Below are 18,019 nucleotides of genomic sequence, written 5' to 3' on the forward strand. Positions count from 1 at the left end.
TTTGCCCAAACCAGCCCTACCTCAACTAATTTGCCCGCCCTCCCCGGGGGCCCCGCCATAATTTAGACCTTTTTTTTTACCAACACTTTTTTGGGGGGGGGCCGGCCCCCCCCCCGCCCACCACCCCTGCCTTCAGATCAACTCAGATCCGTCAGCGAACCGATCACGGCTGCTTCAGGTACAACGAGGTGAACTCGGGCATGCCCTGGGTCACGTCGTTGACCGCGTGGCCGATGTTCTTCCCGACCGGGAAGGCGCTGGCCGAGTAGTACAGCGGAATCGCCGGCAGGTAGTCCTGCAGGATCTTCTTGTCGACCTTCGACCATTCCTTCAGCTGCTGGTCCGGGCTCATGTCCGCGACCTTGTCGATCTCCGCGTCCAGCGACTTGTCCTGCAGCTGGCCGATGCTGTTGCCCAGCGCGATCGCGTCGGACTTGAACAGGACCGGGAACCAGCTGGTGCCGGACGGCCAGTCGGAGCACCAGCCCGCCGGGGTCTTGCCGATGTTGACCGGAGCGTTCTGGTCACCGGTCAGCGTCCGGATCTTGGCCTTCGGCACACCGGTCGCCTTGACCTTGAAGCCGGCCGCGGTGAAGACCTGGGTCCGCAGCTGGTTGACCTGCTGCGCGATCGGGTCGTCGTTGGAGTAGTACCAGCTGAGCTCGAAGTTCGACTTGCCCAGCTTGGCCAGCTCCGACTTGACCTCGGCCGCGACGGCCGGGTCCTCCGCACCCTTACCGGTGCCGACCAGGCCCGGCAGTTCGTACTTCTCGTAGCCCGGGACGGCCGGCGGCAGGATCGTCGAGGCCGGGATCGAGCTGTCCGGAGCCTGGCCGGAGACCTTGCGCCAGGAGTCGAACGGGTAGGCCTTGGCGATCAGCTTGCGGACCTCGAAGGGGATCTTCCGGGTGTCCAGCGGCCAGGTGATCGTGCACGGCGCGAAGCCCTTCACGATCTGGCTCTGGTCCTTGACCTCCGGGTAAAGGCTGACGTCCAGGTTGCTGTAGTTCAGCGCGTTGGCGTCCGGGCCGGAGCTGGCCAGGACCTGCCGCTGCACCTTCAGGGTGTCCTGGGCGAACTTGAAGTCGAAGGCGTCCGGGTACTGGTAGCGCACCGGGTCGGTGTTCGGGTCCCAGTTCGGGTTCTTCGTCAGCTTGAGCTCCGAACCCGGGGTGTACGACGCGACCTGGTACGGGCCGGTCGTCATCGGCTTCTGCTCGTAATTCTTCTTGGTGTCCTTCGCCTGCGGGATCGGCGTGAACATCGGGAACGCCGCGTAGAACGGAAGGTCGTTGAACTTCTTCGCCAGGTGAATCACCAGCGTCGAGTCGTCCGGCGTCTCGACCCCGGCGTAGTTCGCGCCGTTCGGGCCGTACGGGCCCTTGTAGGTCTCGCCGTCCTTGAAGAACTGGATCTGGTACGTCGGTCCGGCGTCGTACAGGTCGTGCGCGAAGGAGCGCTTGATCGCGTACGCGTAGTCGACCGCCTTCACCGGCGTGCCGTCCATGTACTTGATGTTCTTCTTGAGCTTGAACGTCCAGGTCAAGCCGTCCGCGGACGGTGTACCGAGGTCTTCGGCCAGGTCCGGAACCAGGATCGGCTTGAGCGTCTTCGGGTCCAGCTTGTACTGGGTCAGCGCCCGGTACATCAGCTTGCCGATCTGGTTACCGTCGACGTAGTAGATGTTGGTCGGGTCGAAGGTGTCCGGCGTGACGTCGGACAGCACGGTGATGGTGCCGCCCTTCTTCGCGCCCTCCAGCTCCGCCGCCGGGCCCTTCGCGGTTGCGTCGGTGGCCTTCTCCTGCGCGCCGCCCGCACCAGCGGTATTGGTGCCGCTACCGCTGTTCGACGACGGGCTGCCGCAGGCCACGGCGGCCAGCATGACCGTCGCCGCTACCGCGGTGATCCGTTTCCACTGCATTGTCGTGTATCTCCTTTTCTGCCGCTCGGGGCAACGCCGGCTTACCGGCGGGTCTTGGGGTCGAAGGCGTCTCGTACCGAGTCGCCCAGGAGGGCCAATGCCAGGACCAGGGCAGTGATCCCCAGCACCGGAAGCCACAGGTAGATGGGATCCGCCTTGAACCAGTTGGTCGCGTTCGAGATCGTCTGGCCCCAGGACGGGACCGGCTCGATCAGGCCGACGCCCAGGAAGGACAGTCCCGCTTCGGCGGTCACATAGGCCGGTAGTGCCAGCGAGGCCGAGATCACGATCGGCGCGACCAGGTTCGGCAGCAGTTCCTTGAACAGCACCTGCCGCGTCGGCACCCCGATCGCCTTGGCGGCCAGCACGAATTCACGTTCGCGCAGGGACAGCACCTCGCCCCGGATGATCCGGGCCAGGCCGGCCCAGCCGAAGAACGAGAGCACGAAGATCAGCACGTAGAACCGGGTCGAGGCCTGCTGGTCCGGGCTGAGGTTGAAGGAGCCGCCCCGGAGCTGCTCGACGATCGGAACCATCGCGATCGCGAACAGCAGGTACGGCAGGCTGAGGACGAAGTCGACCACCCAGGAGATGACCCGGTCGACCCAGCCGCCGAGGAAGCCGGCCAGCAGGCCCATCACGACCCCGACCACAGTGCCGAACAGGGTGGCGACGAACGCGACGATCAGCGACGGCCGCGCGCCGTACACCCAGCGGGCGAAGTTGTCCCGGCCGGTCTTCGGCTCGACGCCGAACCAGTGCGAGGCGGTCGGCCCGCTGACCGGGAACCCGTACGCGTCCACCAGGTCCGGGTGGAAGGTGCGGATATCGGACCCCTCGATCTTGGTCAGCACGCCCGCGAAGATCGCGATCAGAATGAAGAACAGCACGATGCAGGCGCACACCACGGCGACCTTGTCCTTGCGGAGCCGGTCCATCGCGATCCTGGTCGGCGACTTGCCGTGGGCGATCGTCCCCGCACGTGCCGGTTCCGCCGACGCCGGGTGTTCCTCGACGCCGACCGCGGCATCCGGTTGACCAATTGTCATTCGCGCTCCGTCAGCTCTGTCAGCCAGATTCGGTTCGTGTGGTCCGGCCACGATCGGGTAGATCGGGCCGGGCCTATTGCTGGGGTGGAGGGCTCGGGTCAAATTCCCCTTGACACCGCGATCCCCCATCAACCGCGCGCTAGCCTGCCTGACACTGTGACACCAAACCAGCGGTGCCCGGCACCAGTGCACAAATCGTTACCGGAACGGGTACCAGACCGGAACATTTGCCCCCAGTCATCACTGAATGCGATCAATCCTTCGCAAAACGCGTCGGCACAGCACCGTCAGTGGCCTTTTTGTGCCAACTTATGACACAGGGTGAGTAAGTGTCACGAATCGCGACCGTTACACTTCGTAGCGCATTCAGGCCAGGCCCAGCAATTTCTGCTGGTGCTTCAGCTCGTACCGGATGTAGTCGATCGGTGGGGAATCGCCGAGCGCCGTGGCCAGGATCCGCCGGGCTTCGTCCGGCTTTCCGGTCGCCGCGGCAAGCCGGGCCCGGCCGATCGCGTTGGCGGACGCGCCGGACGCGTCCGGACGCCGTCCGAGGATCTCGGCCGCGTGCTCCAGGAGCCGTTCGGCGTTGTCCAGCTGACGGGTGAGGATCAGCAGCTGGGCCTCGATGTTGTCGACGTGCGCGATGCCGAGCTCGTCACCGATCCGCTCGACGATCTCCCGGGCCTCGCCGAGGATCGCGGTCAGCTCGGGCACGTGCGAGGCGCCCAGATCGATGTCGGCCAGCAACGTCTCGGCCAGCAGCACCGACCGGATGGCCCGAATCCGGGTGCCGGCCGCACCCAGCGCGCGCGCCTCCCTGCGGCGCGCCTGGCTTTCCCGGATCCGGCCGAGGAAGATCAGCGCCCCGCCGATCACGTCCAGGGCCCTGGGCCGGGACTCCTCGTTGCCGGGGTTCGCATCGACCAGTGCGAGCATCTCCTCGCCGAGCCGCAGCTGCTGCTCGTAGTCGCCGGCCGCGCCCGCGGCGAACCCGGCCTGGTTGAGCGCCGAGATGCGCTGCGGCAACGAACCGGAGCGCCTCGCCGAATCGAGGCATCGGTCCGCTTGCACCGCCAGGTCCTCCGCCGCGGCTCCGCCCTGGGCCATCGCCCCGAACAGACAGCGGTTCAGCTCTGCCTCGAGTTCCACCTCGCCGGCCCGTACGGCGGCTTCGATGGCCGCTCGGAGGACGGATTCGCGGACCTCCCGCTCGTCGCGAACCGTCAGGTATCCGTTGAAGCGCACCGCCAGCATGCCGGCCAGGCGCGGGTTGCGCCGGACTGCCAGCTCGACGGCCCCGCGAACCACTGGCGCCTCCACATCGAGCCACGCCGCGCCTTCGGCGGCCGAGGCCGCGGCCACCGGCAGGTCGATGCCGCCGCCACTGTCGAGCTCCATGGTCGGGGGCATTTGGCCGATCTCCTCGTCGGCGATCGTCACCAGGCGCAGGACTGTGTCCAGGTAGCGGTGCTCGACGTCGGCTGTCTCGCTCTGGCCTGACAACTCAGCGGCGCGGGACCGGACCAGGCCGTGGAGGCCGTAGCGGGGTGGATGCAGTCGGCGTTGCTGGACCAGGCCCAGCGAGACGAGGCCCTCGAAGACGTGTGCGGCGGTCGACTCGTCGGTGTCGAGCAGCGGCGCCGAGACCCAGGCGCCGAACTCGTCGGCGCCGACCAGCGCCAGCCGGGCGAAGAGCTGTCGGGCGTCAGGTGAGGCGACGCTGAGGCTCAGGTCGAGACTCGCCCGTACGGCGCGATCGCCGGCCACCAGGTAGTCGAGCCGCCGTGACTCGTCGGCCAGCGTCCTGACCACATCGCCGACGTCCTCGCGGATCAGCGCCAGCCGGGCACCGACGATGCGCAACGCCAGCGGCAGCCCAGCACAGTGTGGGACGACCTCCGTCACCTTGTCTGCGCCCAGGCCCGAGAGCGCGCCCAGCAACTCCGCACTCGTCTCATCGGGCAACGGCCGAAGCTCGCGATGTACGGCGTCCTCGAGCCCCAGAAGCGGCTGCCGCGACGTCACGATGACTCCACAGCCGCCGCCGGCCGGTAGCAGCGGCCGGAGCTGTCCAGCGTCCAGAGCGTCGTCGAACACCAGCAGCACGTTCTTGTCCGCCAGGCGGCTCCGCAGCATCGCCGACCGCGCCTCCACGGACTCTGGGAGCTCCGACCCGTCGACACCGAGCGACCGCAGCAGCTGCCCGAGAACTGTCCGGGCCGCCAGCCCCTGCCCGTTGACGTCCTGCAGCCTGGCGAACAGCTGCCCGTCCGGGTACTTGCCGGCCAACTGATGCGCCAGCCGCACAGCCGCCGCCGACTTCCCCGTCCCGGCAGCGCCGTACAGACAGACAACTGCCGGCACACCGGGCGGCCGCACCTTGGTGAGCAGTTCCTCGGCCAGCTCGACCAGTACGTCGTCCCGTCCGACCAGGACGCTCACATCCGCCGGGAGCTCACGGGGCACCGGCGTCTCGGCTACGACGTCAAGAGAAGGGTCCTGCCGCAGGATCGCAACCTGGAGCTCGCGCACCTCAGCACCCGGCTCGACGCCAAGCTCCTCGTCGAGATGCCGGACCAGCTCGGCGTACGCCGTAAGTGCGTCCGCCTGGCGCCCGGACCGGTACAGGGCGAGCATCGAGGCGGCCGCGAACGTCTCCCGTGCCGGCTGTGCAGCGGTCAACCGGGCCAGGTCGGGCAGTAGGTCCAGATGGTGGCCAAGCGCCAGCTCGGTGGATACCCGCAGCTCCTCGGCCGCCCAGCGCGACTCCTCGAGCCCGGCGCACAACCGGCGTCGTACGTCCTCGGTCGTGACGTCCGCCAGGGCCGGGCCGCGCCACAGCGCCAGTGCGTCCGTGAGGAGCTTGGAGCGGTGCTCCAGGTCGTCCGTACGACGGGCCTGCGCGACGAGAGCGGTGAACTCCTCGATGTCGGTCCGCCCGAGTACGGCGTACCCCTCTGAACCGCTGGTGAGTCGTACATCCGGCGCGAGCACCGAGCGCAGCCGGGAGACATAGACCTGCAGAGCCCGCTTTGGGTTGTCCGGCATCGCCTCGGGCCACAGCAGGTCGACGAGGCGTTCGGCGGGCACCGCCTTACCCGGCTCCAGCAACAACACCGCGAGCAGCAGCCGCTCCTGCCGGCGCCGCAGCCCCACCGGCTTGCCGCCCGACCAGATCTGCACGGGACCCAGCAGCCGGAACTCCACGCACCGCAGCTTAGTGGTAGGCGCTGGGTAACAGGTCTCGTCCACGATCTGGTCTCCGCCCAACCTGAGCTGAGGAGTGCCGATGATCCGGACGTGGGACTGGGGTTAAGGCTGTGCTGGGCGGCGTCTGCCGCCCAGTCTTCAGCTTTCCCTGACGTGCACGGTGACGAACGGCGGCTTCACGACGTCGAACAGCTCCTGGCGGCCACGGATGTCGACAGCCACCTGCTCGCCTTCCTTCACGGTCGCGTCGAGCAGAGCCAGCGCGATGCCCTTCTTCAGCGTCGGCGAGAAGGTCCCGGAGGTGACCTCGCCGAGCGCCGTGCCGGACTGGTCCAGCACGGTCATGTGCGGCCGCGGAATGCCCCGGCCGGCAGCTCGCAGACCGCGCAGGATCCGGGCCGGGCCGCGCTCCTTCTCTGCCCGCAGCGCCTCGTCACCCCAGAAGTGCTCCTTCTTCCAGCCCACAGCCCAGCCGGACCGCGCCTGCACCGGCGTGATGTCCGGAGAGATGTCCTGACCATGCAGCGGGTACCCCATCTCGGTCCGCAGCGTGTCCCGTGCCCCCAGCCCGGCCGGGACGATCCCGTACGACGCTCCGGCCTCCAGCAACGCGTCGAACACCGCCACCGCGGCCTGGTTCGGTACGACGAGCTCGTACCCCCGCTCGCCGGTGTAGCCGGTGCGGCAGACCACTACCGGCGTACCGGCGAACTCGGCTGTGGCGAAGGCCATGTAGTCGTGCCCGGTCGGCAGGCCGATCGCTGCCACCACGTCGTCGCTGTTGGTGCCCTGGACCGCGAGAATCGCGTAGTCGTCGTGGGTGTTCGTCACCACCACGCCGTCGGGCGCCTGGGCCTGGAGCAGCCGGACCACCTCGGCCGTGTTGGCCGCGTTCGGGATCAGGAAGACGTCGTCGTCGGCGTGCAGGTAGGCGATCAAGTCGTCGACCACTCCCCCGCGCTCGTTGCAGCACAGCGTGTACTGCGCCTGGCCCGGGCCGATCTTGCCGAGGTCGTTGGTCAGGCAGGAGTTGACGTACGCCGCCGCGCCCGGACCCTTGACGGTCGCCTTGCCGAGGTGGCTGACGTCGAAGACGCCGACCGACGTCCGTACGGCGGTGTGCTCGGCGACGACGCCGCCGTACTCCAGGGGCATCTCCCAGCCGCCGAACTCGGCGAACTTGGCGCCAAGGGCGACGTGGCGCTCGTGCAGTGGCGACTTCTTCAGAACAGGCGACTCGGTCATGGAGCGGAACTTACCCGACGCGTAGCATGCGGAGGCAGCATTCACGTACTGTCACGACCGGCCGTGTGCCCTGCCGGTCAAGGAGGACTGAGGTTTTCGTGAGCACCATCACCCTGAGCAAGTCCGATGCGGCCGGTGTCAGGACCGACGCCGTGGTCATCGGCGTGGTCAAACTCGGCGGCGGCGTCACCCTGCCGGCCGGCACCGAGTCGCTGAACGCCGCGTACGGCGGGAAGCTGGTGGAGGTGCTGTCCGGCCTCGGCGCCACCGGGAAGACCGGTGAGGTGACCAAGGTGCCCGGGCCGAAGCCGGGCAAGTCGGCCAACCTGATCGCGGTCGGTCTCGGTGCGGCGCCCGACGGTGCGCTGAAGACCGAGGACCTGCGCACCGCGGCGGGCACCGGCGTCCGCGCCGCCAAGACCACGCAGTCGGTCGCCTTCGCGCTGCCGACTCCGGACGCCGAGTGCATCCGGGCGATCGCCGAGGGCGCCCTGCTCGGCCGCTACTCGTTCACGGCGTACAAGTCCTCCTCGGACGGCTCCACTGACGCGCCCGGCGACCTGGCGGTGCTGACCGACCTGGCCCGGACCAAGGAGGCCAAGGCCGCGCTCGAGCGGGCCGAGGTGACCGCCGACGCGGTGCGCCAGGTGCGGGACTGGGTGAACACGCCCCCGTCGGACCTGAACCCGGCCGACTTCGCCGCGCACGCGCTCAAGCTCGGCAAGGAGTACGGCGTCAAGGTCGAGGTGCTGGACGAGAAGGCCCTGACCAAGGGCGGGTACGGCGGCATCCTCGGCGTCGGGCAGGGGTCGTCGAACCCGCCGCGGCTGATCCGGATCAGCTACGCACCGAAGAAGCCGGTCACCCACCTGGCGTTCGTCGGCAAGGGCATCACCTTCGACTCCGGCGGTCTGTCGCTCAAGACTGCCAGCGGGATGATCAGCATGAAGGCCGACATGGCCGGCGCCGCCGCGGTGATCGGCGCGACCGTCGCCATCGCCCGGCTCGGCCTGCCGGTCCAGGTGACGACGTACGCCGCGATGGCCGAGAACATGCCGTCCGGCTCCGCGGCCCGCCCGTCCGACGTACTGACCATGTACGGCGGGAAGACGGTCGAGGTGCTGAACACGGACGCCGAGGGCCGGCTCGTCCTGGGTGACGCGCTGGTCCGGGCGTCGGAGGACCAGCCGGACCTGATCGTCGACGTGGCGACGCTGACCGGAGCGTGTGTCGTTGCCCTGGGCACCAAGGTGGCCGGCGCGTTCGCGAACACCGACACGGCCCGGGACCGGGTGGTCGACGCCGCCATCGCCGCGGGTGAGGCGATGTGGCCGCTGCCGATTCCGGCCGAAATGCTGGAGAAACTGCGCTCGCACTCGAAGGTCGCGGACCTGGCCAACATCACCGGTGAACCGTGGGGCGGCGCTCTGGCCGCGGCCGCGTTCCTCGGCGACTTCGTTGCTGACGGCATCGATTGGGTCCACCTCGACGTGGCCGGCCCGGCCTTCAACGAAGGCGGAGCCAGCGGCTACACCCCGGCCGGCGGTACCGGTTACGCCGTACGCACCCTGGTGGAGCTGGCCGCCTCAGCGAGCTGAGTAGCGAATCTCCAGCATCGTGCAGCCGCTGGTCGTGAGGTACGGACCGTGCGGCATGCCCGGCGGCCGGCACGCGTAGTCGCCGGGGCCGAACGTCTGCCCGAGGGTGAGATCGGTCAGCTCGCCCTCGAGCAGGTAGACCTCTTCGACGTACTCGTGCCGGATGACGTCGGGCGCTGTCGTGCCGGGCGCCCAGCGGGCGAGCCGGGTCAGCAGCGTGCCGTCGCCGGGATCCTGGCTCAGGATCTTTTCGGCGATCCCATCGCCGACCTCGGCCCACGGCAGACCTTCTGTGCCGATGAACTCTCTCTGCTGCTTCATGTTGTCAGTCCCACGCCGGCGCGAGTTGTTCGACATTGTAGACAATCCGACTGCTGACACCACGCGGATCCGTGAGCTCAACCCGCCACGCGTCGGCGAACTGGTCGACGCCTGGAATCATCGGGATCGTGCCGCTGAGGAGCACCGTGCCGGGGACGAGGCGCTCACCGAGTTGGGTGAGCCAGTACGACGGCGGCAGGAGCTGCGCGAGGGTGCCGTCCTGGATCAGCTGCTCGGTCTCGCCGTGCTGGACCCATGCCTTCAGCGTGAACTGGTCCAGCTCGTGCTCGATCTCGCTGAGCGGCCAGGCGACGTCGCCCAGCAGGTCCGGCGCGGATTGCTTGCTCCAGGCAACACCATGCACCTCGAGCGCGCGGTCGGTGTGATCGCACGCCGCGGTCAGCAACAAGTCGTCTGCGCCGACGACGAGCGCCCACTCCGCCTCACCCGACGTCTTGGCGTGCGCCACCTGGACGACCTCGGGCCGCCCGACGAGTGATGCGGACAGCGGGTAGAGCGTCGGGATCCGCTGCGGAGCCGCTACGCCGAGCTCGGCCAGCTCGTCCACGTGATGCTGCACCTGCTCGGTGTCGCGGCCTGCGTAGCCCGCGTTCAAGGCGTAGCGGACCGCGACCTCTCGCTCACTGCCGTCGGGAAGGGTGAAGCGCAGGGTCTGGGTCATCGGTGGGATTCCTCCGGATTTGTTCGAGTCAGCGCTTGCGTGAACACGTCGTATACAACGAGTATGGAGCATCCCCCCAAGGAGGTCCACCCCGATGTCCACGAATCCACCCGAACGCCGAGGGCTCTACAAGGCCTTCGCCGCCAGCCTGTCCGGCACGTCGCTGGAGTGGTACGACTTCGCCGTTTACAGCTCCGCGGCCGCGCTCGTCTTCGGCGATCTGTTCTTCCCCGGCAGCGATCCACTGACCGGCACGCTGCAGGCCTTCGCGACGTACGCCGTCGGGTACGTCGCCCGGCCCCTCGGCGGTATCTTCTTCGGCCGGCTCGGTGACGTGATCGGCCGCAAGCGCGTCCTGGTCGCCACGCTGCTGCTGATCGGTGTGGCCACGTTCTTCATCGGTCTCCTGCCCACGCACGCGTCCGCCGGTGCGCTCGCGCCGACGCTGCTGGTCGCACTCCGCTTCGCGCAGGGAGTCGGTGTTGGTGGCGAGTGGGGTGGAGCCGTGCTGCTGAGCAGTGAGTTCAGCAAGGAGGGTGAGCGAGGCTTCTGGGCTTCAGCCGCGCAGGTCGGGCCGCCCCTGGGCACGCTCATGGCGAACGGCGTACTGGCCGTGCTCGCCGGTGCGTTGTCCGAGGACGCGTTCCTGAGCTGGGGCTGGCGGGTCGCCTTCCTGCTGTCCGCCGTACTCGTGGCGTTCGGTCTGCTGATCCGGACGAAGCTCGAGGAGACGCCGGTGTTCCGGGAGCTGGAAGCGCGCGGCGATCGGCCGACGGCGCCGGTGTCGGAGGTGCTGCGGACGCAGACCCGGCCGCTGATCGCGGCGATCCTGGCTCGGGTCGGGCCGGATGTGCTGTACGCGATGTTCGCGGTGTTCGTGCTGACGTACGCGACCAAGGAGCTGGACATGAGCCGCGGCCAGGCGGTGACCGCCGTACTGGTCGGGTCTGCGTTCCAGGTCGGGCTGATTCCCTTGTCCGGTTGGCTTTCCGATCGGTACGGGCGCCGTACGGTCTATGCCATCGGTGCGGTCGGGGGCGCGGTGTGGAGCGTGGTGTTCTTCGCGATGGCGTCGTCGTTCGCGACCGTGTTGCCGGGCGTGATCATCGGGCTGGTGTTCCACTCGCTGATGTACGGGCCGCAGGCGGCGTTCGTGTCCGAGCAGTTCACCGCGCGGCTGCGGTACACCGGGTCGTCGCTGGCCTACACCTTCGCTGGGGTGATCGGTGGTGCGCTGGCTCCGTTGGCGTTCACGTACTTCCTGGCGAAGGCCGGGACGGGTTATGTGATCGCGGCGTACATCGTGGTGGCGTGCTCGATCACCTTGGTGGGCTTGCGACTTGGCCGCGCCGTTCGTGATGAGGCTCTTGCGGTCAGCCCTGCATGAGCAGCGAGCCGGTGGAGTCGAGGTGGCTGAGGATCGCTTTCTCGGCCACCTCCGGCCGTCCCGAACCGAGACCGTCGACGATGGCCTGGTGCTCGTCGAGGACCTCTTGCCGCCGGGTCGCGCTGCGCTGCAGAGCCACGACACCGAGGAGCACGTGCTTGGCCCGCAGGTTGTCGTACAGCCGGCCGAGCACCGAGTTGCCGGCCGCCTCGACCAGGAGCGCGTGGAACTGGCTGTCCAGCTCGATGAATTCCTTCGCGTCGCCCTTGTCGACAATCGACCGCTGCTGCTCCAGTACGGCGGACATCGCCTCGACCGGAGCATCGCCGGCGGCGAGAGAGGTGGTCGCGGCCCAGCACTCGATCACGCCGCGGGCCTGCATCATCTCCGCGATCTCCCGCCCCGGCACCGGCGCGACGAACGCACCCCGATGCGGCACCAACTGGACCAGGTCCTCCGCGGCGAGCATCAGCAGCGCCTCGCGGACCGGCGTCCGGGAGATCCCGACCTCGTTCGCGACCGCCTGCTCGTTGATGAACGTGCCCGACACCGCGGGATCGCTGAGTACAGTCCCCCGCAGGTATTGGTAGGCGCGATCCCGGCCGGAGTCCCCACTCAATCGCATACCTTATGTATACATCTTGGAGGCTGTGATGACACTTCTGCGAGTCGCCGCCGCGCAGCTCAGCGCCGGTCCTTCCCCTGACGCCAACCTTGCCGCCGCCGTGGACGCCGTACGACGTGCGGCCGAGGGCGGAGCCGAGTTGGTCGCGCTGCCCGAGGCAACGCTGGCTTGCTTCGGCAGCGACCTCCGCGCCGTGGCCGAACCGCTCGACGGGCCGTTCGCAACCGGGCTGCGCAAGGTCGCCGCGGATCTCGGCGTCGTCGTCATCGCTGGGCTGTTCGAGCCGGCTGACGATGGGCGGGTCCACAACACGTTGCTGGCGACCGGGCCGGGCGTCGAAGCGTCGTACCGGAAGATCCATCTGTACGACGCCTTCGGCTCGCGCGAATCGGATCTGGTTGCTCCCGGCAACGAGCTGGTCAGCTTCGGCTTCGGTGGGGTGACCGTCGGCTTGGCGACCTGTTACGACCTGCGGTTCGCCGATCAGTTCACGTCGCTGGGACGGCTCGGCGCGGAACTGGTCGTCGTACCGGCGTCATGGGGTGCCGGCCCCGGGAAGGAGGAGCAGTGGGATCTGCTGACGCGCGCACGGGCCGCGGACGCGCAGGCCTGGCTGCTGGCGTGCGACCAGGCCTATGTGCCGCCGGTCGGCACCGATCCGCTCGGCATCGGCCGGAGCAGCCTCACCACTCCCCTGGGCCAGACCCACACCAGGCTGTCGGCGCTGCCCGAGATCCTGCACGGCACGATCGACACCGAGCTCGTTGCCGCTGTCCGCGCCCGGGTGCCCATCCTTTAGATCACGCAGCCTCTAAGGCTCTTAGGCGAGGCCGTTCTTCTTCAGGCGGGCGTTGTACTCGCGCATGCGTGGCGGGTAGCCGACCACGGCGGCGTCGTACGAGGGGATGCCCAGGTTATTCGCGAACTTGTGCGCCCACGCGACCGAGGGGACGCGGCGGCGGGTCCATTCGCCGTCGATGGCGACCAGCAGCAGCGTGTAGTCCGTGACCGCTGTCTTCGGCTCGACGAACCCCTCGACGCCCTGGCGGGTCTGGGCGAACTCCCGCAGGTGCGCCTGGTCAGGAGTGTCCGACCGGCGCATCGTGCCCGGCTTCTGCCGGCTACCGAACCACTTCATGGAAGTAAGTGTCCCCTATGCGGGCAACTCCCGGCAGAAAGCGCTGATAACGAACGAGGCCGGGCCGAGGGGCCGCGTCCAACCGGCCCGGGGGCTTGCATCGCGCGGTGGCGGTGAAAAGATGACGCCGGGCCGGCACTCCGCGATCCGGAGCCGCCTACCGATCACTGTCCACGGAGGAACCTGTGACTGATACGACGTACGACCTGGTGATTCTTGGCGGCGGCAGCGGTGGATACGCCGCCGCGCTGCGAGCCGCGACCCTCGGCCTGTCCGTCGCCCTGGTGGAGAAGGACAAGGTCGGCGGGACCTGCCTGCACCGCGGCTGCATCCCGACCAAAGCGCTGCTGCACGCCGCCGAGGTGGCCGACTCGGCCCGCGAGGGTGAGCAGTTCGGCGTCCGTACGACGCTCGAGGGCGTCGACATGGGCGGGGTGAACAAGTACAAGGACGGCGTCGTCGACCGGCTGTTCAAAGGTCTGCAGGGCCAGCTCAAGGCACGCGGCATCACCGTGATCGAGGGCGAGGGCCGCCTCAGCTCTCCGACCACAGTGGACGTCGGCGGTACGTCGTACACCGGCAAGAACGTCATCCTTGCCTCCGGCTCGTACTCGCGGTCGCTGCCCGGGCTGGAGCTCGACGGGCACCGGGTGATCGCCAGCGAGCATGCGCTGACCCTGGACCGGGTGCCGGAGTCGGCCGTGGTTCTGGGCGGTGGCGTGATCGGCGTGGAGTTCGCCAGCGCGTGGACGTCGTTCGGCACCAAGGTGACCATCGTCGAGGCGCTGCCCCGGCTGGTGCCGTCCGAGGACGCGGACTGCAGCAAGACGCTGGAGCGGGCGTTCCGGAAGCGGAAGATCGCCTTCAAGACCGGTACGCCGTTCGAATCGGTCACTGCGACCGATTCCGGCGTGCGCGTCACTGTCGCCGGTGGTGAGGTGATCGAGGCCGAGGTGCTGCTGGTCGCGGTCGGCCGCGGCCCGAACACGACCGGTCTGGGCTACGAGGAGGTCGGGGTCGCACTCGACCGCGGGTTCGTCACCGTCGACTCGACGCTGCAGACCAGCGTGCCGGGGGTGTACGCCGTCGGCGACATCGTGCCGGGGCTGCAGCTCGCACACCGCGGGTTCCAGCAGGGCATCTTCGTCGCCGAACACCTCGCGGGTCTCAACCCGACCCCGATCGACGAGGCCGGGATCCCGCGGGTCACCTACTCCGAGCCGGAGGTCGCGTCCGTCGGTCTCACCGAGGAGCAGGCGCGGGCGAAGTACGGCGAGGTCGAGGTGTTGAATTACAACCTCGGCGGCAATGGGAAGAGCCAGATCTTGAAGACGGCCGGCTTCGTCAAGCTGGTCCGGGCCAAGGACGGCGCGGTGGTCGGGCTGCACATGGTCGGGTCGCGCGTCGGCGAGCTGATCGGCGAGGCGCAACTGATCTACAACTGGGAGGCGTACCCGGCCGACGTGGCGCCGCTGGTCCACGCCCACCCCACCCAGAACGAAGCCCTCGGCGAAGCCCACCTGGCCCTCGCCGGCAAGCCCTTGCACTTCCACGACTGAGACTGCCGGACCCACGGTGGTGGGTCCGAGTAAGTTTGAGCCGTCGGAGCGCTGTGACCCGCGTCCCGCTCGTTCCGGCGGCACCGTAGGCTGACACTCGACCGATCAGACGAAGGAGCAACGACCGTCATGCCGACCTCTGTATCCCTGCCGGCCCTCGGGGAGAGCGTCACCGAAGGAACCGTCACCCGCTGGCTCAAGCAGGTCGGTGACACGGTTGCCGTCGACGAGCCCCTGCTGGAGGTCTCGACCGACAAGGTCGACACCGAGATCCCATCGCCGGTCGCCGGCACCCTGCTGGAGATCAAGGCCGCCGAGGACGAAACCGTAGAGGTAGGCGCCGAACTGGCCGTCATCGGCGACGCCGGCGAATCCTCCGGCTCCGCCCCCGCCCAGGAAGCCCCCGCCGAACAGGCTCCCGCCGCCGAGGCCGCCCCAGCCCAGGAAGCACCTGCCCCGGCAGCCGCTGCTGAGACCCCCACCACTGCTCCGGCGCCTTCAGAACCTTCTCCGGCCGCCGCGGCCTCAGCCCCCGCAACCTCTCCGGCCGCATCCGAGCCGGCCCCAGCCGCGGACCAGGCTCAGGCTCCTTCCGACTCCTCTCCGGCCGCATCGGCACCTGCCGGCGGTGCATCTGGTACGCCGGTCACCCTCCCGGCTCTGGGCGAGAGCGTCACCGAGGGAACCGTCACCCGCTGGCTGAAGCAGGTAGGGGACGACGTAGCAGTAGACGAGCCTCTCCTCGAGGTCTCCACCGACAAGGTAGACACCGAGATCCCCTCCCCCGTCGCCGGCAAGCTCCTCGAAATCAAGGTCGCCGAAGACGAAACCGTCGAGGTAGGCGCCGAACTAGCCATCGTCGGCTCCGGCGACGCAGCCCCCGCTGCCTCCACCCCCGCCCCTTCCGCAGCCCCAGCTGAAGCACCCGCCGAGACCCCGGCGCCAGCCGCTCAGGCCCCGGCACCCGCCTCAGCTCCGGCGCAGGCCCCGGCCGCCGCCCCCGCACCGGCTGCAGCGCCAGCACCGGCAGCAGCTCCGGCGCCGGCCGCCGCGCCCGCCGCCTCGGCCGCTGCCCCAGCCCCCTCCACTCCGGCTCAGGCACCTTCCACTTCTTCTCCGGCCGCCGCGGCCCCAGCCCCCGCGACCTCTCCGGCCGCATCGGCACCCACCCAGGCTCCATCACCCAATGGCGCCTCCTCCGAGGGCCCGAACTACGTCACCCCGCTCGTCCGGAAGCTGGCCGCCGAGCACCAGGTCGACCTCAACGCCGTACAGGGAACCGGTGTAGGCGGCCGCATCCGCAAGCAGGACGTCATCGCCGCCGCCGAGGCCCAGAAGGCCGCCGCAGCAGCACCCGCGCAGGCCCCGGCAGCTGCCGCTCCCGCCGCGAAGGCCGCGACGATCAGCCCGCTGCGCGGCACCACCGAGAAGATGAGCCGGATCCGCAAGGCGATCGCGACCCACATGGTCAACTCGCTGAAGGTCTCGGCCCAGCTGACCACCGTGGTCGAGGTCGACGTCACCGAGATCGCCAAGCTGCGGAACGCGAAGAAGGCCGAGTTCGAGGCCCGCGAGGGCGTCAAGCTGTCCTTCCTGCCGTTCTTCGCGCAGGCCGCGGTCGACGCGCTGAAGCAGTACCCGAAGCTGAACGCGTCGATCGACGAGGAGGCCGGCGAGATCACGTACCACGCCGCCGAGCACCTCGGTATCGCCGTGGACGTGGAGAAGGGCCTGATGGTCCCGGTCGTGCACAACGCCGGCGACCTGAACATCGCCGGCCTGGCGAAGAAGATCGCCGACCTGGCCGAGCGAACCCGCACCAACAAGGTCCTCCCGGACGAGATGGCGGGCGGCACCTTCACCATCACCAACACCGGCAGCCGCGGGGCCCTGTTCGACACGCCGATCCTGAACCAGCCGCAGGTCGGCATGCTCGGCACCGGCGCGGTCGTGAAGCGCCCGGTCGTCATCACCCACCCCGAGCTCGGCGAGACGATCGCGATCCGGCAGATGGTCTACCTCGCGCTCACCTACGACCACCGCCTGGTCGACGGCGCCGACGCGGCCCGCTACCTGACGGCCGTCAAGCAGCGTCTGGAAGAAGCCCAGTTCGACGTCTGAGCCTGAGCTGATCCTGGTGTTCTGCCCCGTCCGGATCTCCGGCGGGGCAGAACTCTTTGTCGAGGTCCTTCGCGGGCACTGGCGGGATCGTCGTACGACCAAACCTTCTGTCAAGGAGTAGCTGGATGAAGTACGTGCTGGCCGGTGCCTCCGGCTTCCTCGGTACGGCGCTCGCGCGAGACCTCGAGGCGGACGGTCATGAGGTCCTGCGGCTGGTCCGTCGTGGGCCGACCCAGCCCGGCGAACTCCGCTGGGACCCGGCGCGTGGCGAACTCGACCTGTCCGCGCTCGGCGATCCTGACGTACTGGTCAACCTGGCCGGCGCTAACATCGGCCGCCCGTGGACCCCGTCGTACAAGAAGGTGCTCCGCGAAAGCCGCGTCAGTACGACGGCCACACTGGCGGCCGCGGCTGCGCAACTTGAGCGACGGCCGGTGCTGATCACGCAGAGCGGCATCGGCGGCTACGGGCTGGACTGCGGCGATCGCATCCTCACCGAGGACTCCGAACTCGGCGACGGCTTCCTCGCCGACGTCGTCCGCCTCTGGGAAGGCGCACTCGAACCGGCCCGCGCCGCCGGCTGCCGCGTCGCGTCCCTCCGCACCGGCGTCGTCTTGGCCCGCAAGGCCCCGGCCTTCCAGCTGCTGTCTCTCCCGTTCCGCCTCGGCGTCGGCGGGCGCTTTGGCTCTGGCACGCAGTACTTCCCTGTCGTCTCCCTCACCGACTGGCTCCGCGCCGTCCGCTTCGTCGCCGAAAACGACACCCTCAGCGGCCCGGTCAACGTCACCCTCCCCAACCCAGTCACCAACGCCGAGTTCGCCAAGCACCTCGCCACCGCCCTCCACCGCCCAGCCCTCATCCCCGTCCCCGCCTTCCTCATGAGGGCAGTCCTCGGCGAATTCGCCTGGGAACTCCTAGGCAGCAACCGAGCCCTCCCCACCCGCCTCCAATCCGCCAACTTCACCTTCCACCACCCCACCGCCCCCACAGCCCTAGCCGCCGCCCTCACCTGACCCCGGCCACCCCGACACCGCCAACACAGGCCGCCCGGGAGAGCCGTCGAGTTGCCCGCGCATCCCACAGCACCGTCAACTCAGCAGCCTCGCATCGCCGAGTCGTGGATTTTCGTCGATCGCCTCAACACCAATCCACGACTCGACGAT

The 18,019-nt window shown here is 68.9% G+C and carries 14 protein-coding genes; 6 read left to right on the forward strand and 8 right to left on the reverse strand.

The features are described 5' to 3' along the window. Positions 1-163: 163 nt before the first annotated feature. From EV646_RS05450 to gcvT, 4 genes are all read right to left on the reverse strand, one after another. On the reverse strand, positions 164-1,921 hold the full coding sequence (locus tag EV646_RS05450) for an ABC transporter substrate-binding protein (RefSeq protein ID WP_132144441.1): 1,758 nt from the start codon (positions 1,919-1,921) through the stop codon (positions 164-166). A gap of 41 nt (positions 1,922-1,962) precedes the next feature. Further along, on the reverse strand, positions 1,963-2,970 hold the full coding sequence (locus tag EV646_RS05455; protein WP_132144443.1) for an ABC transporter permease: 1,008 nt from the start codon (positions 2,968-2,970) through the stop codon (positions 1,963-1,965). 366 nt (positions 2,971-3,336) lie between these two features. After that, the gene (locus tag EV646_RS05460; protein ID WP_132144445.1) at positions 3,337-6,177 is read right to left on the reverse strand and encodes an AfsR/SARP family transcriptional regulator; all 2,841 of its coding nucleotides are present in this window, start codon (positions 6,175-6,177) and stop codon (positions 3,337-3,339) included. Between the two features lie 141 nt (positions 6,178-6,318). Continuing rightward, the gene (gene gcvT / locus EV646_RS05465) at positions 6,319-7,425 is read right to left on the reverse strand and encodes a glycine cleavage system aminomethyltransferase GcvT (protein WP_132144447.1); all 1,107 of its coding nucleotides are present in this window, start codon (positions 7,423-7,425) and stop codon (positions 6,319-6,321) included. A gap of 98 nt (positions 7,426-7,523) precedes the next feature. Between gcvT and EV646_RS05470 the strand changes: the two genes are divergently transcribed. Beyond that, complete coding sequence (locus EV646_RS05470; protein WP_132144449.1) at positions 7,524-9,023, forward strand: leucyl aminopeptidase; 1,500 nt, start codon at positions 7,524-7,526, stop codon at positions 9,021-9,023. Here the strand turns inward: EV646_RS05470 and EV646_RS05475 are convergent. Together EV646_RS05475 and EV646_RS05480 are read right to left on the reverse strand one after the other, a co-directional pair. Beyond that, on the reverse strand, positions 9,012-9,344 hold the full coding sequence (locus EV646_RS05475; protein ID WP_132144451.1) for a cupin domain-containing protein: 333 nt from the start codon (positions 9,342-9,344) through the stop codon (positions 9,012-9,014). The genes EV646_RS05470 and EV646_RS05475 overlap by 12 nt on opposite strands. A 4-nt stretch (positions 9,345-9,348) precedes the next feature. Then, positions 9,349-10,026, reverse strand: coding sequence for a DUF2848 domain-containing protein (locus tag EV646_RS05480; protein WP_132144453.1), 678 nt, complete (start codon positions 10,024-10,026; stop codon positions 9,349-9,351). Between the two features lie 94 nt (positions 10,027-10,120). Here EV646_RS05480 and EV646_RS05485 point away from each other — a divergent pair, with 94 nt between their 5' ends. Continuing rightward, positions 10,121-11,413: an MFS transporter gene (locus tag EV646_RS05485; RefSeq protein ID WP_132144455.1), complete on the forward strand. Its 1,293-nt coding sequence runs from the start codon at positions 10,121-10,123 to the stop codon at positions 11,411-11,413. Here the strand turns inward: EV646_RS05485 and EV646_RS05490 are convergent. Continuing rightward, positions 11,400-12,038, reverse strand: a complete 639-nt coding sequence (locus EV646_RS05490; RefSeq protein WP_132144457.1) for a GntR family transcriptional regulator — start codon at positions 12,036-12,038, stop codon at positions 11,400-11,402. The two genes, EV646_RS05485 and EV646_RS05490, sit on opposite strands and share 14 nt — an antisense overlap. Positions 12,039-12,066: 28 nt before the next feature. Between EV646_RS05490 and EV646_RS05495 the strand changes: the two genes are divergently transcribed. Then, positions 12,067-12,837, forward strand: coding sequence for a carbon-nitrogen hydrolase family protein (locus tag EV646_RS05495; protein WP_132144459.1), 771 nt, complete (start codon positions 12,067-12,069; stop codon positions 12,835-12,837). 21 nt (positions 12,838-12,858) lie between these two features. Here EV646_RS05495 and EV646_RS05500 read toward each other — a convergent pair whose 3' ends face one another. Then, the gene (locus EV646_RS05500) at positions 12,859-13,176 is read right to left on the reverse strand and encodes a hypothetical protein (RefSeq protein WP_132144461.1); all 318 of its coding nucleotides are present in this window, start codon (positions 13,174-13,176) and stop codon (positions 12,859-12,861) included. 185 nt (positions 13,177-13,361) lie between these two features. Between EV646_RS05500 and lpdA the strand changes: the two genes are divergently transcribed. The 3 genes from lpdA to EV646_RS05515 all read left to right on the forward strand — a co-directional run bounded on the left by lpdA (position 13,362) and on the right by EV646_RS05515 (position 17,869). Further along, entirely contained in the window at positions 13,362-14,735 is a 1,374-nt protein-coding gene (lpdA, locus tag EV646_RS05505; RefSeq protein ID WP_199236790.1) for a dihydrolipoyl dehydrogenase, read from the forward strand. Between the two features lie 129 nt (positions 14,736-14,864). Continuing rightward, entirely contained in the window at positions 14,865-16,856 is a 1,992-nt protein-coding gene (gene sucB, locus EV646_RS05510) for a 2-oxoglutarate dehydrogenase, E2 component, dihydrolipoamide succinyltransferase (protein WP_132144465.1), read from the forward strand. A 125-nt stretch (positions 16,857-16,981) separates the two neighbouring features. After that, positions 16,982-17,869 (forward strand): TIGR01777 family oxidoreductase, encoded by an 888-nt coding sequence (locus tag EV646_RS05515; RefSeq protein ID WP_132144467.1) that lies wholly within the window; start codon positions 16,982-16,984, stop codon positions 17,867-17,869. Positions 17,870-18,019: the final 150 nt, after the last annotated feature.

It is taken from the genome of Kribbella antiqua (genome assembly GCF_004345665.1).
Taxonomy (GTDB): Bacteria; Actinomycetota; Actinomycetes; order Propionibacteriales; family Kribbellaceae; genus Kribbella; species Kribbella antiqua.